Raw genomic sequence first — 15,981 nt, 5'->3', positions numbered from 1 at the left:
CTCCACCCCTGCACGGGCCCGGCCGGACCCGGCCCCGTCTCACCCGTTCGGCCCAGACACGCCCGGAACGTCCGCACACGGGACAGGGCCGCCCGGACGGTGGCAGGCTGTCGTCGGACCGATGTCGATCATGGAACGATCATGGACCCGACCGCCCGCCCACCAGCAGAGAGGGCCACCATGCAGGCGTCAGCGCCGCCGCCGTCCCCCGCCCCCGACTCCCCCGTTCCCCCGGCCGCTCCCTCCGCCGTCTCCGTCCGGGGGCTGTGGAAGCACTTCGGCAGCCAGGCCGCGGTGGCCGGGCTCAGCCTGGAGCTGCCGACCGGGGCGTTCATCGGGCTGGTCGGCCCGAACGGCGCCGGCAAGACCACCACCCTGTCGATGGCCACCGGTCTGCTCCGCCCCGACCAGGGCACCGTCCTGATCCACGGCGCCGACGTCTGGGCCGACCCGGTCGCGGCCAAGTCCCGGATCGGCATCCTCCCCGAGGGCCTGCGGATGTTCGAGCGCCTCAGCGGCCGCGAACTGCTGCAGTACAACGGCCGGCTGCGCGGCCTGCCCGGCGCCGAGGTCGACCGCCGGGCCGAGGAACTGCTCGCCGTGCTCGACCTGACCGGCCACGCCGACAAGCTGGTCGCCGACTACTCCACCGGCATGCGCAAGAAGATCGGCCTCGCCTCCGCACTGCTGCACAACCCGGACGTGCTCTTCCTCGACGAGCCCTTCGAGGGCGTCGACCCGGTCTCCGCCCAGACCATCCGCGGCGTGCTCAAGCGGTACGCGGCGGCCGGCTCCACGGTCGTCTTCTCCAGCCACGTGATGGAGCTGGTCGAGCAGCTCTGCGACTGGGTCGCCGTGATCAGCGCCGGCCAGGTCATCGCCCACGGCCCGCTCGACGCCGTCCGCGGCGGGCGCAGCCTGCACGAGGCGTTCCTCGACCTCATCGGCGTCCGCGAGGACGACGGCCGGTCCCTCGACTGGCTCGGCGGGGGCGAGCGGTGAGCTCCTCCCCCGCAGCCGTCCCCGCCGCCGTCCCCGCCGCCCCGTCCGTCCGGGGCGGCGTGCCCGACGACCGGACGGTGGTCCGGACCCTCGTCTCGCTCAAGCTCCGACTGCTCCGCAACGGCCTGCGCCGCAGCCGCGGCCGGGCCGCCCTGTACGTCGTCGGCGCCGTCCTCGGCGTGCTCTTCGCCGCCGGGATCGCGGTCGCCTTCGCCCTGCTCGACCGCCCCACCGAGGCCGGCTCGGCCGGCGACGCGGGTGTCGTCCTCGCCGGCGCGCTCGCCCTCGGCTGGGCCGCGATCCCGCTGTTCCTGTTCTCCAGCGACGAGAGCGCCGACCCGACCCGGCTCACCATGCTCCCGCTGCGACCCGCCCCGCTGCTGCGCGGCTCGGTGCTGGCCTCACTGATCGGGCCCGGCCCGCTGGTCAGCCTGATCCTGCTCACCGGGGCCGCGCTCTCCGGCGCCGACGGCATGGCGTCGGCGGTGGCCGGTGCGGTCGGCGTCCCGCTGGCCGTACTCACCGTGGTCGTGCTGTCCCGCTCGGTCGCGGCCGGGAACGCCCGGCTGCTCTCCAGCCGGCGCGGCAAGGACTTCGCCATCTTCGGCGGGCTGCTCTTCGCCCTGCTGGTGCAGATCGCCAACGTCGGTTCGCAGAGCGTCTTCGGCAAGGCCGGCGAGCACGGCCTCGACCTCAGCCCGCTGGCACCGGTCGCCTCGGTGCTGCGCTGGGTGCCGCCGGTCGGCGCCGTCGACGCGGCCCGCACGGCAGGCGAGGGCCGGTACGGCCTGGCGCTGCTCCAGCTGGCGGCGACCGCCGGCCTGCTGGTGCTGCTGCTGCGCTGGTGGCGCTCCAGCCTCCAGCAGCTGATGGTCACCGCCGACGCCTCCACCCTGGAGGTGGTGCGCGGCGTCCAGGGTGCGCGCGGCGCGCGCTTCCTCCCGGGCGGCCGGGTCGGCGCGGTGATGCAGCGTCACCTGCGGTACGCCTGGCGGGAGCCGCGGGCGAAGGCCGCCGTCTTCACCAGCATCGGCATGACCCTGGTGATCTGCGTGCTGTCGGTGGTCCAGGGCTGGGCGACGGTCTACCTGGTGGCGATGGCCGGGATGTTCCTCGGTCTGCAGATGCTCAACCTGTTCGGCATGGACGGGTCGGCGTTCTGGATGGTCGCCGCCACCCTGCTCACCCCGGCCGACGCCCGGGACGAGCTGCGCGGCCGGGCCTTCGCCGTCCTCTCCTACGCCGTCCCGATCACCCTCGTGCTCGCGCCGGCCCTGGCGGCGGTCAGCGGCGACTGGGCCGGCCTGCCGGCGGCCACCGGCGTGGCCTTCGCCCTGCTCGGCAGCGGCATCGCGATCGGCGCCGTACTCAGCGTGCTCGCGCCGTACACCATGCCCGCCGACAACAACCCGATGCGCAACGCGGCGCCCGGCCAGGGCGGGCTGGTGATGGTCAACAGCTTCGGTTCGATCTTCGGCAGCGCCCTCCTCGCCTCCCCGGTCGCGGGCTACCTCGGCTGGGCGCTGGCCGCCGACGGCCCGACCTGGCCCGTCCTCCTGGTCGGACCCGCCTACGGCGCCCTCGTCGCCGCCCTCGGCCTGCGCCTCGCCGCCGGCCGCCTGCTGGAACGCCTCCCGGAGATCCTCGCCAAGACCGTCGAGCGCTGACGCCCGTCCCCCGGCGGCCCCTGCTCCGCGCAGGGGCCGCCGGGGTCGTTCCCCGCCGACGGTGGCCGGCCGGGCGGGCCCGTCGTTGTCGGCGCCGCTCCGGCATCATGGGCAAGGGTGCGGACCGCATCAGACGTGGGACGAGAGCGGGAGCACCGTGGGCAAGCGCAGGCAACCGGGCGGAACCGCGGCGGACGGCGGTGCCGGGGCACTGTTGGAGCGGGCGGTGGCGACCGTGGTCACGGCGCCCGAGGACGGCCTCGACCTCGCGCTGGACACCGGGGCCTCCCTGCTGGCGGCCTCCGCCGGCCAGTGGCCGGCGGTGAGCCGGGCGGTGCTCGGGTACGCGGACACGTCCGTCGGCCGGTGCTGGTCGGCGGGCTGGCGCCCGGCCGACCTGGCCCGCGTGGTCCGGCGGGAGCTGAAGCCGGTGCACCTGGCGCTGGCGGTGGACCTGATCTCCGCCGAGGGGCGCCGCCACGCCGCGGCCGCACCGGACCGGCGCTGGCAGGAGCAGCTGCGCGAGCTGGAGACGGCGGCCTGGTGGCCGGACGACGAGCGGTACCTGGAGGCCTTCGCGCAGCGTCACCGGCTGGACCGGTTCGCGCTCGCCACCGCCGTACTGGAGCTGCTGCGGATCTGGGGCCGGCTGCCGCCGATCGCCCCGGTCGGGCCGGTGCCGGGGCAGGTCGGGTACGCCGTCCGGCGGGAGCGGCCCGGACCGGTGACCGGCGAGCCGCGGATGCTGTCGCGGATCCGGGCGCTGCTGGCGAAGGCCGAGTCCACCGAGTACCCGGAGGAGGCCGAGGCGCTGACCGCCAAGGCCCAGCAGCTGATGGCGCAGCACAGCATCGACGAAGCGCTGCTGGCCGTCGACGGTGCGGACCGCAACGCCCCGGGGGCCCTGCGGATCGGGGTGGACAACCCCTACGAGGTCCCGAAGACGATGCTGTTGGACGCCGTGGCGGCGGCCAACCGGTGCCGGGTGGTGTGGGCGAAGGAGTTCGGCTTCTGCACCCTGATCGGCTTCGACGCGGACCTCGACGGCGTGGAGCTGCTGTACACCTCGCTGCTGGTGCAGGCCACCCACGCGATGCAGAAGGCGGGCTCCCGGCAGCACCTGGACGGCGCCTCGCGCACCAAGGCGTTCCGGCAGTCCTTCCTGGTGGCGTACGCGGCGCGGATCCGCGAGCGGCTGACCGAGGCGACCGAGCGGGCGACCGGCGACGCGGCGGCCGGCCGGCACCTGCGGGCGGACGGCACAGAGGAGCAGCTCGTGCCGGACGAGCGGCTGCTGCCCGCGCTGGCGGCCCGTTCGGCGGCGGTGGACCAGGAGGTGGGCCGGATGTTCCCGAAGCTGGTCTCGCAGCGGGTCCGGGTGAGCGACGGCGAGGGCTGGGCGGCGGGCCGGGCCGCCGCGGACCGGGCGGCGCTGCACGGCCGGGCCGGGGAGATCCGGGGCTGACCGGACGGGCCCTGATAGAACGGACACCGGCCCGGGCACGGCCCGGCGCGGGCACCACCCGCGGTGGGCGGCGCACGCGGTGGGCGCCGCACGCGGTGGGCGCCGCACGCGGTGGGCGCCGCACGCGGTGGACGGCGACGAGCGAGGGGGACGACGGTGACGGTGGGCGAACAGCCGGGGTTCCGGGACCGGGTGCGCGGAGCGCTGGTCGGCGGGGCGATCGGGGACGCGCTGGGCTGGCCGGTGGAGTTCCTGCGGCTGTACCAGATCCGTGAGCGGTACGGCCCGGCCGGGGTGACCGGCCTGCCGGGCGGCGGCCTGGTCGCCGAGGTGACCGACGACACCCAGATGACGCTGTTCACCGCCGAGGGCCTGATCCGCGGTTTCGTCCGGGGCTGGTCGGGCGGTGGCGGTTCGGTGCCGGAGGCCGTGCACGGCGCGTACCGGCGGTGGCTGCTGACCCAGCAGCAGGGCGCGCCGGACCGGAGCCCGCTCGCCCGCCCGTACGACGGCTGGCTGCTGCGCGAGCCGTTCCTGTACGCGCGGCGGGCCCCGGGTGACGCCTGTCTGACCGGGATGAAGTACCACCCGTCCTTCGAGGCGCCGGCCGCGCTGGGGCAGCCGGGGCCGATCAACGCGCACTCCAAGGGGTGCGGCACGGTGATGCGGTCGGCGCCGTTCGGGCTGGCCCGGCTGGGTGCCGAGCAGTCGTTCGGGCTGGCCGCGCAGTGCGCGCAGCTGACCCACGGGCATCCGACCGGCTACCTGGCGGCCGGCGCGTTCGCGTCGCTGGTGGAGCGGCTGGCGGCCGGGGTGGAGCCGTGGGCGGCGGTCGGCGAGGTCGTGGAGCAGACCCGGGAGTGGCCGGCGTCCAAGGAGACGGTCCAGGCGCTGGCCCGGGCGGTGCGGGTGGCCGAGGAGGCCGAACCGTCGGCGGAGGCGGTGGAGCGGGTCGGGCTGGGCTGGATCGCCGAGGAGTGCCTGGCGATCGCGGTGTACTGCCTGCTGGCGGGGACCTCCGGTCCGGAGCCGGCCCGGACGGCGCTGCTGCTGTCGGTCAACCACTCGGGGGACAGCGACTCCACGGGTGCGGTCTGCGGCAACCTGGTCGGTGCGGCGTACGGCGCCTCGGCGCTGTCGACGGACTGGACGGAGGCGGTGGAGGGCCGGGAGACGCTGCTGCGGGTGGCGGACGACCTGCTGGTGCTGTTCGGCAGCCGCGAACCGGGCCACCCGGCCCTCGGGGACCGCTACCCGGCCTGGTGAGCCGGGGCCGCGCGGGCGGCGCCGGGGGCCCGGGGGGCCGTGCTCACTTGGCCTGCGGGTCGGTGACCTGGCCGAGGAAGAGCGGCCGGCCGGTGGCGGTGTCCCGGATCAGGAAGAGGAACGGCCGGTCGATGTGCAGCTGCACCGGGTCCTTCGGCATCGGCGCGGCCATCGCCTCGACGCCGACCCCGCTGCCGGCCGCCGCGACGGTGCCCTCCTCGTCGACCTGGACGGTGGCCTTCTGCACCACCGTGCCGACCCTGAGCGGCTCGGTCGCGCCCGCGCCGGGGATGCCGGAGAGGTCGGCACCCGGCTCGAACGCGGCCTTGACGCCGAGCGCCTGGAGGGTGGGCTTCAGCTCGTTGGCCGTGTCGAAGTGGAACTTCGGGAGGGTCAGGTCGACGGTCCGCTCGTCGAGCGAGCCCAGGATCATCTCCAACCGGGCCTGGTCCAGGCCCTTGCGGAAGGCCTCGAAGCCGCCCTGCGCGGGCACCACCAGGTCCATCGCCAGCGTACCGCCCGCGTAGGGGAGTTCGACGGCCTGCCAGGGCTCCCCGAGGATGCCGCCGGAGCCCTCGGCGTAGCGGAGCGAGCCGCTCTGCCCCATGGTGGGGACGGCCGGCGCGGACCCGTCGAGGCGGTGGAACGGCCGGTCCGTGGTGCGCCCGGCCTTGAACGGGGTGGCCCACTCGGCCTTGAGGTAGAGCGCGTCGGTGAGTGCGAGCCGGGTGTCGGGGTTGATCGACCCCTGGCCGAAGAGGTCCTTGACGCGGCCCTCGGTGGCCTTCTCCACGGCGGAGTTGACGGTCTTCCGGGCGCCCTCCGGGTCCTTGCGGAAGTCGGCGGTGTGCACCCCGGCGCCGAAGGCCGCGGCCAGCACGCCCAGGTACCGCTGGTCGAGCGGGAAGTCCCGCTGGGCCCAGACGTCGTCCGCCTGCTTGAGCACCAGCCCGTCCTTGGCCGGGACGGGACGGTTCAGGGCGCCGGTGGCGAGCGCGTACTGCTGCGGGGTGAGTTCGGTGTGCAGCGCCTTGGCGAGCTCGTCGGCGGTGGTGCCGCGGGTGCCGGGCAGCAGCATGGCGAGCGCGGTGGCCAGGCCGGACGGCGAGAGCACCAGGTTGCGGCCGGTCTCGGCGGGGTCGGCGGTGAGGGCGTGCAGCAGGTCCAGCCCGAAGGCGCCGGTGGCGGCGGCGGTCGCGGCGACCTGGGCGGGATCGGCCGGTGGCAGCGACTCGGGGGAGGAGGCGCGGATCACGACCTGGCCGCCGCCTCCGGTGGAGCCGCAGCCGGCGAGCAGTGCCGTGCAGCAGAGCAGGAACACCGCCGGGCGGCGGGTACGGACGGACATGACTGGCCTCGTCCCCTGGGTCGGCGGCGCGGGCCGGTGCCCGCGCCTCGGTGCCGGTTCGACGCGGCGGGGCCCGAGGCGGTTCCACGGGCCCCGCCGGCCGCGGGGCCGGGATCAGTCCCAGAGCGCGCCGAACTCCAGCAGTTCGTCCCGGTGCTCGATCCGCTCCACCCACTCGGCGGGCCACGCGTCCGCGCCCAGGTGCGCCCCGGCGAAGGCGCCGGCCAGGCAGGCGATCGAGTCGGAGTCCCCCGAGGAGTAGGCGCCCCGGCGGACGGCGGCCACCGGGTCGTCCGGCAGCAGCAGGAAGCAGAGCAGTCCGGTGGCGAGCGCCTCCTCGGCGATCCAGCCCTCGCCGGTGGCCAGGCACGGGTCGGCCTCGACGTCGGGTGCGGCCAGCGCGGCGGTGAGCCGGTCGAGGACGGCCAGGCAGTCGTCCCAGCCGCGGGCGATGAACGCCTCCGGGGTGCTGTCGTGGGCGTGGTCGGCGAGGTCGCCGAGCCAGGACCGGTCGTACCGGGTGCGGTTGGCCAGCGCGTACGCGCGCAGCGCGGCGGGCAGGCCGGCCGGCGGCAGGCCCTCGGCGAGCTCGCGGACGGCGAAGGCGGTGAGGTCGCTGGCGGCCAGCGCGGTGGGGTGGCCGTGGGTGAGCCCGGACTGGAGCTGGGCGGCGCCGGCCAGTTGGGTCGGCGCCAGCTCGCGGATCAGGCCGAGCGGAGCGACCCGCATGTTGGCGCCACAGCCCTTGGAACCGGTGTCGCTCGCGCTCTGCCACCGGCGGCCGGGCGTGCTGAGCCGCGCGCAGGAGGCCAGGCAGGTGTTGCCGGGGGCACGGTTGTTGTCCGGCGAACGCCACCAGTCGAGGAACTCCTCGCGCACCGGCGGCTCCAGCCGGGCCGCGGTGAGCGGACCGGTCTCCAGGGCGGTCCGCAGGCCGCGGGCCAGCGCGAGCGTCATCTGGGTGTCGTCGGTGATCAGCGCCCGGCCCGGCAGGGGGAGTTCCCGCCAGTCGGGCCACTGCCGGGCGATCTGCTCGACGTCCTCGAACTCGGTCGGCCTGCCCATCGCGTCGCCGATCGCCAGCCCCAGCAGCGCGCCCGTCGCCTTGCCCCTGCCCACGATGCACTCCCCCTCGCCCGGCCCCCGGCCGAACCGTCAGACCTCGACCAGCAGTTCCTTGAGCCCGCGGATCACGTAGCCCGGGCGCCACTCGGGCTCGCGAACCAGCCGCAGGCCCGGCGCCCGGCGCAGCAGCTCGCCGTACGACTCGGTGAGCTCCAGTCTGGCAAGCGGGGCGCCCAGGCAGAAGTGGATTCCGGCGCCGAACGTGATGTGCGGGTTGTCGGCGCGGCCGAGGTCGAGCCGGTCCGGGTCGGTGAACCGCTCCGGGTCGCGGTTGGCCGAGCCGAAGAGCAGGGCGACCTCCGAGCCGCGCGGGACGGTGACCCCGCGCACCTCGACGTCCTCCAGCACCCAGCGCTCGAACATCTGCAGCGGGGTGTCCCAGCGCATCAGCTCCTCGACGGCGGTGGGCAGCAGCCCGTCGACGTCGGCGCGCAGCCGGGCCAGTTCCCCGGGGTTGCGGAACAGCGCCCACCAGCCGTTGCCGGTGGTGTTGACGGTGGCCTCGTGGCCGGCGTTGAGCAGCAGCACGCAGGTGGAGATCATCTCCTGCTCGCTGAGCGCGTCCGAGCCCTCCTGGGCGTGGATCAGCGCGCTGATCAGGTCGGTGCCGGGGGCGGCGCGGCGTTCGCGGATCAGGGCGCGCAGGTAGTCGGAAAACTCGACGCTCGCGGTGACGGCCCGGCGGGCGGCCTCCTCGGTGGGGTTGAGTTCGAACATGCCGGTGATGTCGGCGGACCACGGGCGCAGCAGGTGCCGGTCGGCCTCGGGGACACCGAGCATCTCGGCGATCACCGCGACCGGCAGCGGTTCGGCGACGGCTCCGATCAGGTCGCCGCCGCCGGCCGCGAGCAGGCCGTCCACCAGTTCGCCGGCGAGCCGCCGGACGGTCGGGCGGAGCCCCTCGACCATGCGCGGGGTGAAGGCCTTGGAGACCAGCCGGCGGATCCGGGTGTGGTCGGGCGCCTCCAGGTCGAGCAGGCCGTTGTCGTTGAGGGTGTGGAACGGCTCGTGGGCCGGGTCGGGCAGGGGCCGCCCGAACTCCTCGTGGCTGAAGCGGTGGGTGTACGTCCGGCCGAGCCGGCGGTCCCGCAGCAGGGCGCTGACGTCCTCGTACCGCGAGACCAACCACTGCCCGGTCGGCTCGTAGTACGTGACCGGGGCCTGCTCGCGCAGGTCGGCGTAGGCGTCGTACGGGTGGGCCACGAACTCCGTCGACCAGGGGTCGAACTTCGGTGTCGTCGTCATCGGTCGATCACTCCAGGCCGTGAGGGGAAGCCGGAAGGATCATCGTACGCATGCAGTCCGTCCGGCCTCCGGCCCCTCCCGCGTCCCCTCCCCCGTGCACCGCGCCCCCGCGCGGCCCTCCTCGTACGGGCCCCCCTCCTACGCCCCCCCGTGCGGCCGGCCGGCCTCCGGCCCGCCCGCGTCAGGTCGGGCGGCGCAGCGGGATGCTGCCCCGCGGGGCCCGACCGTCGAACAGCCGCTCGTCGACCGGGCGGGCGGCCCTGGCCGGACCGCCGGCCCCGAGCGGGATGCTGCCCCGGCCGCCGAGCGCCAGCAGCCAGGCGGTCAGGTCCGGTCTGGTCCCGTACGGCCCGCCGGCCTGGTCCCAGATCCGGCGGACCGTCGCCAGCTGCCGGTCCGTCAGCACGTCCGGCAGCGGTTCGAACGGCTGCCCCGGCGTGAGGTAGGGGTCCTGGGCCAGGGTCCGCCCGAACAGCAGGGCCGCCTTGTAGCGGTCGCTGTCCACGGTGGCGCTGCTGCCGTGCGGGGAGAGCGGGTCCGCCCAGTCGGGCGTGTCGGTCTGCTCCAGGACCGGCGCCGCCCCGACCCGGCGGACACCGTCGCAGTCGAGCAGATGGACGGCGGGCTCGGGGACCACCGACCAGAGCACGTTGGCGTGCGAGAGGTCACCGATCACCAGCCCCCAGCGGTGCAGGCGCTCGATCAGCCCGGCCAGCTCCAGCACCAGGGCGAGCCGCTGCTCCGGGTCCGGGCGGACCACGCCCTGGGTCGCGGGCTTCTCCGGGTAGAAGAGGTACTGCGCCTCGGTGAGCCTGCGCCCGCCGGCACCCGTCTGCCAGGACATCGCGGCCGGCGCCTCCTGCATCAGGAACCCGACGCAGCCCGGGCCGTCGACCACCCGGCAGAGCGGCCAGGCGGCCTGCGCGTCCAGCCGGTCCCGCTCCTCCCCGGGGAGTGCGAGGCGCAGGGCGACCAGCTCGGCCAGGGCCGGGCCGTGCACCTTCCCGGGGTCGAGGTAACGCTTGAACAGCAGGCCCGGGTAGCCGGCCAGGCGCTGCACCAGGCCCTGGCCACCCCGCCCGGCCTCGGCCCCCACCGCCAGCAGCGCGAGTTCCACGTCCGCCCCGCCGGCCAGCGCCGTGGCGATGTCCGGGGCGCTCACCGGGCGGCCTCCCAGAGGCAGACGGCCGTGCGGTCGTCGTCGTAGCTGCGCACCCTCACCTGGGCCTGCCAGAGGAACTCGGCCAGGCCGGGGACGTCCGGACCGCCCCACCGGTCGGCGAGGAAGTCCTGCAGGTCGGGCTCCTTCAGCAACGGCAGCGCCAGACCGTCGGTGCACAGCACCAGCAGGTCGCCGGGGCGCGTGTCGGTGATCAACCGGACCCGGGTCTGCTCGTAGGCCTCGGGCAGGCAGTGGGTCCGGGTGCTGATCAGCGCGCCGTCGTCCTCGTCCTGCTCGCAGTTGGTCCAGCCGCCCTCCCGCAGGCGCAGCAGGCCGCCGTCGCCGACCGAGACGAAGCCGCGGGCGGTGACGTCCGCGTCGGCCGGCACCAGCAGGGCGCGCAGCGTCGTCGCGTACGACTTGGGGTCCAGGCCCCACTGTCCCGCGTCCTTCGCCAGCTCGCCCGCCACCGCCGCGACCATCTGCCCCATGAGCACCGCGAAGTCGGCCTCGGCCCCGATCCGCAGGCAGGCCAGCAGCGTCTCCGCCTTGTGGGCGACCTGCCGGGCCAGCAGCCGCAGGACGCCGTTGGAACCGCGCTGGGAGTGCTGCTGGGAGCCGACGCCGTCGGCCACCGCGAGCAGCAGCAGGTCACCGGCCCGGGTGACCAGGACGGCGTCCTGGCGGCACTCGCCCCGGTAGCGGTGCGAGTCGCCGCGGACGGAGGCGGCCCGGACGGTGACCGGGCCGAAGGTGCCGCCGTCCACCACGGTGTCGGGCAGCGTCCCCGCGTAGAGGTCGGCGCCGACGTCGGCGATGCCGGTCGGCTCGGGCGTGTAGGCCGGGGGCTTGCGGCCGACGTGGTGGACGGCGCCGGGTTCCTCGCCCGACACCGGCACCAGGCCGGACGCTCCCGCCGCCGGTGCCGGCGGCACGCCGGGGGCCGCCGCGGGCCGGTCGCGGCCGGGCTGCCCCGCCGCGTCCGGCCCGGTGGTGGCCGGATGCGGCAGGAACGGCACCGGGGTGGACGGCACGGGCCTGGCCGGGGCCGGGGCGACCGGGCCCGGCCCCCAGCCGTGCTCGTAGACGGACGAGGCGACGTCGATCGGGTCGAAGGCCCGCTCGGGCACGGGCTCCGGCCCCTGACCGCCCCGCGGGTTGCCGTGCGGGTTGTCGTACGGACTGCCCTGCGGATTGTCGTACGGGTTCACCTGGCGACCCCGCTCAGAGCTTGTCGAGCGAGACGGCGGTGAACCCGGGCACGTGGTCGTCGACCTGGAGGCTCATGCCCTGCCCGGCCGCGGTCGCCCCGCTCACCGAGCGGACGATCGACCGGGTCAGGCTGGCCGCGAACTCCCGCAGCGCGACCGCCGGGTCCGCCGACCCCTCCTCCTGCATGAAGGCCTTGAACGTGGCGACGTGCGCGATCACCGTGCGGTCCGCCTGGCCGATGCCGAAGGCGATGATGTGCGGCCGGAACGCGGCGGCGAGCAGGTCCTGGTACGGCTGCTCCCAGTCGGAGTCGGTCGGCACGCCGTCGGAGAGGAAGAAGACCACCGGACGGTAGACGTCGTGGCCCTCCGCCTTCAGCTGCTGCACGTCCCGCTCGATGGACTGCCGGAGCAGGGTGAAGGCGTTGCCGAAGGAGGTCAGGCCGGAGGCCTCCAGGGCGGGCAGCTCGTCCAGGTCGCTCAGATCGACCAGCGGCTGCAGCTCGTTGGCGTCGGTGGAGAAGCCGATCAGCCCGAACCGCGTCTTGTCGGAGATGGTCGGGTTGGTGCTGATCTCCTGGTGGAGGTTGAACAGGGCCTTGTTGAGGGTGTCGATGTCGGCGCTCATCGACCCCGACTCGTCGCACACGGCGTAGAACGGGAGGATCTGCACGGCACTTCTCCTTGGTCTCGCAGTTCACAGCGGGTGTGGGGCACGGTTCGGAACGGGGCCCGGACCGGACGGCCGGGGCCCCGGTCAGCCGGTGTAGAAGTAGATCTCCAGCGAGGCGTGCCGGGGGTTGTCCGTCAGCGAGATGAAGTCCCGGGTGGTGGTGCCCCGGAACATCTCCGGACGGGCCTGCGCGAGCAGCCCGTTGACGGTGTGCGCGTACGCCTGTCCGGCGCCCGGGTCGCGGTTGCTGCCGAACGTGAGCACCACCGCGGCCTGGCGCCCGGCGTACCGCTCGGTGGCCGCGCGGATCTGCGCCACCAGGCCGGCCGTGTCGGAGGAGTCCCCGGTGACGTCGACGGTGACCGCGTCGTGCTCCACCCCGCGCGGGCCGGTGGGGGTGGGCGTCGGCCGGGGTGTCTCGGAGGCGGTGGCACTCGCGTCGGCCGTGGCCGTGGCCGTGGCCGTGGCCGTGGCCGCGGGCGTCGCGGTGGCGCGCGCGGCCGCCACCGGGTCGCCCTGGTCGCCCATCGCGACCAGGGCCAGGACCAGCAGCAGGTCCGCGAAGAGCCAGCCCGCGAGGTGTGCGCTCCGGACGCGCGGCCGCCCGGTTCGGAACCGGTCCCTCATCGGCCCGCCTGCCGCACCGGCACCTCGTCCAGCTCCAGCAGCGTCTGCTCGACCGCGACCGCGACCGCGACCGCGTCCGCGACCGTGTCCGAGACGCCCGGCGTCCCCGGGGCGTCCGACGGGTCCGAGGGGCGCGAGCGGGTGCCGCCCGCGCCCGGTCCGGGCTCCGACACGGTCTTGACCAGCAGTGCTCCCGGGCCCGGGGCCCGCCGCTCGTCCCGGGCGTCCACCCGCGCCGCCGCGGCCGCGGCCGCCGAGGCCGCCGCGGTGACCCGGTCGGCCATCGACGCGACCTCCCGGGCCAGCCCGTCGAGCTGCTCCAGCAGCCGCCCGCCGACGTCGGCGACGGTCTCCGCGCCGGTGGTGAACCCCCGCTGGGCGACCGCGAGGTCCCGCACCGCGTCCTCCACCCGCTCGCCCGCGTCGGACAGTTCGGCGCCGACCCGCTCGGTGGCCCGCCGTACGGCATCGGCGGCGTCGGCCGCCTGCTGCCCGCCGCGCCGGACCAGGTCGTCGGTGGCGGCGGCGCCGTCCCGGACGGTCCCGGCGAGCTTCTCGCCGCTGTCCCGCACGGCCTTCCCCACGCCGTCGACCGCCTTCTCGATCCCGTCGACCGCCTGCCGCAGCGGGTCCACCGCCGCGCCCACCTCGGCCAGCCGCTCCCTGGCCCCGGTCACCGACCGCTCGACCACCAGCGCCGCGTCGCTGAGGTCCCGCTGGGTGTCGGCGGCCTGCCGACCGAGCCGCTCCAGGGTCTCCGCCGCGCCGGTGAGCTCGGCCACGAACCGCTGCGGCGAGGACCGGCGGCGCTCATTCAGCACCAGCTGCGCCCGGGTGAGCACCGGGGCCAGCTCGGCCAGCAGCTCCTCCGCCTCCTGCACCGCCCCGGTCTCGCGGCGCTCGGTCCCGGCCCTGCGGACGCCGTGCGCGACGGAGAAGACCAGCAGCAGGGCGATGAACAGCGTGGCGGACAGCGCGATGTCGCCGAAGGTGGCCCAGCCGGCCAGCCGGCCCTCGAAGCCGGTCTGCCAGAGCTGGAGGAACGGCCGGGCGGCCTGCGCCGCATCCGCACCGATCAGGGCCTGGTAGGCGCTGGTCGCCTGCATCAGGCCGGCCCAGGTGACCAGCAGCGGGACGAACACCAGTCCACCCAGGGCGACTTCGAGCCAGGACCAGAACCTCGGTTCGGGCCGCGGCCGGACCGCCGCCCGGACGCTCTCCGGCCGGACGAAGCTCTGCATCAGGTCGAGGTCGGCCCACTGGTCCAGGTCGCCGGTGCCCGAGATCGCCAACCCGAGTTCCTTGAGCTCCTCCTGACGACCCACCAGGCCGGGCCTGGCCGCCAGAGCGCGCAGCTCACCCCCGATCGCACGACGGTCCAGCAGTCGACCTGACGTCATGAGGGCTCCTTCGGTGCGCGCCGCCGCGGGGGTGAACGCCCGTGGCCGGTGCGGTGCGCGGGCGGAGCCGCCCGCGCAGCCTCCCCCCGGTGGCCGGAATCCGGCCACGCCGCTCCGTGCCGCAGCGTAGCGCAGAACCACCCTGCGGGACTGGGCAGTTCGTCCAGTGGATACCTGTTCGTCACCGACTCGCCCGGGCCCCGGGGGCCCGGGCTGCGCCGGAGGTCTCAGACGTACCGGGCCACCAGCCGGCGGACCAGGTCCGGCAGCGCGGTGGAGATGGGCTCGCGGATCACCTCGTCGGCGACCTCGTCGAACGGGGTCGGCTCGCCGTTCATCACGATCAGCCGGGCCCCGTTCCCGAGCGCGCTGTACGGCAGTTCGGCCACCGGGAAGACCTGCAGGCTGGTGCCGACGGCGAGAAACAGGTCGCAGGCCTTGCTGACGGCGTCGGCCTGCTGGATCACCTGCGGGTCCAACTGCTCGCCGAACATGACGGTCCGCGGCCGCAGCACCCCGCCGCAGGCCCGGCAGTCCGGGTCCGGCTCGCCCGCCGCCACCCGGTCCAGCGCCTCCGCCACCGGGCCCACCACCTTGCACCGCATGCACTGCACCTCCTGTGCGGTGCCGTGCAGTTCGAGCACCTTGCGGGGGGACTGGCCGGCCCGCTGGTGCAGCCCGTCGACGTTCTGGGTGAGCACCCGGACGGGCAGCCCGGACTGTTCGAGGTCGACCAGCGCCCGGTGCCCGGCGTTCGGCTCGGCGGCCAGCGCACCGACCTCGGCGCGCATCAGCCAGGACCGGCGGCGAACGTCCGGGTCCGATGTGTACGGGCCGATGGTGACCAGCCGCGGGGCCTCCGGATCGCGCTGCCAGAGTCCGTTCGGGCCGCGGTAGTCGGGGATGCCGGAGTCGGTCGAGATGCCGGCGCCGGTGAGCACGGCGATCAGCGGGCGCTTCGCGTTCATGCCCCGGACGGTACGGCCGCTCCTCGCCGGCCCGCCACCGATATCCGCCCCAGGTCGCGCGCAGGCCCGCGCCCCGGCCTGCCCCGTTCAGGCCCGCTCAGGCCCACCCAGGCCCGTTCAGGCCCCCTCAGGCCACGACCGGCCGCCCGGCGCCGGCGCCGAAGCCCGCCAACGGAGCCAGGGCCACCAGATAGCACCCCGCAGCGACCGGGATCAGCGCCAGGTCCGCCGCCGTCAGCACCGTCCCGGCCAGCACCAGCACCGGGCTCCACCAGCGCAGCGTGCGCGCCCGGCCCACCGTGCCGGCCACCAGCAGCGCCAGCAGACCGACGTAGAACAGCACCGGACCGACCGAGTAGACCACCGGCACCACCCCCGGATGACTCTGGACGCTGTCGAACAGCCGGTGCTGGTCCGCCTTGTCGACGGCCACCGCCCCCACGTACAGGTCGATGACGATCTGCACGACCGACGCCGCCAGCCCTGCGGACGCCACCCCCAGGGCGGCGCGCGCCGCGACCCTGCCCGCCGCCGTGCGGTGCGGCGCCGGCCACCGCTCCAGCGCGACGAGCACCGGCGCGAACAGCACCAGCCCCGCCAGCATCAGGCCGTGACCGACCAGCCAGCCCGCACCGGGGTCACGCGATCCGTCCAGCAGCCGGATGCCGCCGTACAGCGCCATCAGAACGGGTCCGCCGATGACCGCGAACGGGGTGGCGCGACCGGGCGTCAAGGTGTCCATGGGTGCTCTCCCGAGGTTGGGGCCGTCGTTGTTCCGACACCCCGGATCCTGTCCGCCGCCGCCCTCGTCGCGGATCGCCC

The 15,981-nt window shown here is 75.5% G+C and carries 14 protein-coding genes; 4 read left to right on the top strand and 10 right to left on the bottom strand.

The window, feature by feature from the left end; translation table 11 throughout:
* Positions 1–180 precede the first annotated feature (180 nt).
* From PUR56_RS23650 to PUR56_RS23635, 4 genes are all read left to right on the top strand, one after another.
* Positions 181–1,002, top strand: a complete 822-nt coding sequence (locus PUR56_RS23650) for an ABC transporter ATP-binding protein (RefSeq protein ID WP_329885735.1) — start codon at positions 181–183, stop codon at positions 1,000–1,002.
* Positions 999–2,669 carry a transporter gene (locus PUR56_RS23645; protein ID WP_329950383.1) on the top strand — a complete coding sequence of 557 codons (1,671 nt, stop codon included), beginning with the start codon at positions 999–1,001 and terminating at the stop codon, positions 2,667–2,669. Before PUR56_RS23650 ends, PUR56_RS23645 begins: the two co-directional genes overlap by 4 nt.
* 157 nt (positions 2,670–2,826) lie before the next feature.
* A complete protein-coding gene (locus PUR56_RS23640) occupies positions 2,827–4,134 on the top strand; it encodes a DUF2786 domain-containing protein (protein WP_329950382.1) in 1,308 nt (435 codons plus the stop codon).
* A 156-nt stretch (positions 4,135–4,290) separates the two neighbouring features.
* Positions 4,291–5,400, top strand: a complete 1,110-nt coding sequence (locus tag PUR56_RS23635) for an ADP-ribosylglycohydrolase family protein (RefSeq protein WP_329950381.1) — start codon at positions 4,291–4,293, stop codon at positions 5,398–5,400.
* A 43-nt stretch (positions 5,401–5,443) separates the two neighbouring features.
* On the opposite strand, the gene PUR56_RS23630 is transcribed toward PUR56_RS23635, so the two are convergent.
* The 10 genes from PUR56_RS23630 to PUR56_RS23585 all read right to left on the bottom strand — a co-directional run bounded on the left by PUR56_RS23630 (position 5,444) and on the right by PUR56_RS23585 (position 15,901).
* Positions 5,444–6,748, bottom strand: a complete 1,305-nt coding sequence (locus tag PUR56_RS23630) for a serpin family protein (RefSeq protein ID WP_329950380.1) — start codon at positions 6,746–6,748, stop codon at positions 5,444–5,446.
* A 114-nt stretch (positions 6,749–6,862) separates the two neighbouring features.
* Positions 6,863–7,867: an ADP-ribosylglycohydrolase family protein gene (locus PUR56_RS23625; protein ID WP_329950379.1), complete on the bottom strand. Its 1,005-nt coding sequence runs from the start codon at positions 7,865–7,867 to the stop codon at positions 6,863–6,865.
* A gap of 36 nt (positions 7,868–7,903) precedes the next feature.
* Positions 7,904–9,118 (bottom strand): cytochrome P450, encoded by a 1,215-nt coding sequence (locus PUR56_RS23620; protein WP_329950378.1) that lies wholly within the window; start codon positions 9,116–9,118, stop codon positions 7,904–7,906.
* A 181-nt stretch (positions 9,119–9,299) separates the two neighbouring features.
* Positions 9,300–10,280 carry a hypothetical protein gene (locus PUR56_RS23615; RefSeq protein ID WP_329950377.1) on the bottom strand — a complete coding sequence of 327 codons (981 nt, stop codon included), beginning with the start codon at positions 10,278–10,280 and terminating at the stop codon, positions 9,300–9,302.
* Positions 10,277–11,491 (bottom strand): PP2C family serine/threonine-protein phosphatase, encoded by a 1,215-nt coding sequence (locus PUR56_RS23610; RefSeq protein ID WP_329950376.1) that lies wholly within the window; start codon positions 11,489–11,491, stop codon positions 10,277–10,279. Before PUR56_RS23610 ends, PUR56_RS23615 begins: the two co-directional genes overlap by 4 nt.
* Positions 11,492–11,504: 13 nt before the next feature.
* Entirely contained in the window at positions 11,505–12,164 is a 660-nt protein-coding gene (locus tag PUR56_RS23605) for a vWA domain-containing protein (RefSeq protein ID WP_329950375.1), read from the bottom strand.
* An 84-nt stretch (positions 12,165–12,248) separates the two neighbouring features.
* On the bottom strand, positions 12,249–12,791 hold the full coding sequence (locus PUR56_RS23600) for a hypothetical protein (protein ID WP_329950374.1): 543 nt from the start codon (positions 12,789–12,791) through the stop codon (positions 12,249–12,251).
* On the bottom strand, positions 12,788–14,191 hold the full coding sequence (locus tag PUR56_RS23595) for a methyl-accepting chemotaxis protein (RefSeq protein WP_329950373.1): 1,404 nt from the start codon (positions 14,189–14,191) through the stop codon (positions 12,788–12,790). Before PUR56_RS23595 ends, PUR56_RS23600 begins: the two co-directional genes overlap by 4 nt.
* Positions 14,192–14,418: 227 nt before the next feature.
* A complete protein-coding gene (locus PUR56_RS23590; protein ID WP_329950372.1) occupies positions 14,419–15,159 on the bottom strand; it encodes an SIR2 family NAD-dependent protein deacylase in 741 nt (246 codons plus the stop codon).
* Positions 15,160–15,286: 127 nt separating this feature from the next.
* The gene (locus tag PUR56_RS23585) at positions 15,287–15,901 is read right to left on the bottom strand and encodes a hypothetical protein (RefSeq protein WP_329950371.1); all 615 of its coding nucleotides are present in this window, start codon (positions 15,899–15,901) and stop codon (positions 15,287–15,289) included.
* Positions 15,902–15,981 lie beyond the last annotated feature (80 nt).

The organism is Streptomyces sp. BE303, assembly GCF_036290945.1.
In the GTDB taxonomy this organism is placed as follows: Bacteria; Actinomycetota; Actinomycetes; order Streptomycetales; family Streptomycetaceae; genus Kitasatospora.
Note: the sequence above shows the minus strand (reverse complement) of the source record. Positions and strands in the feature narration are given on the sequence as shown.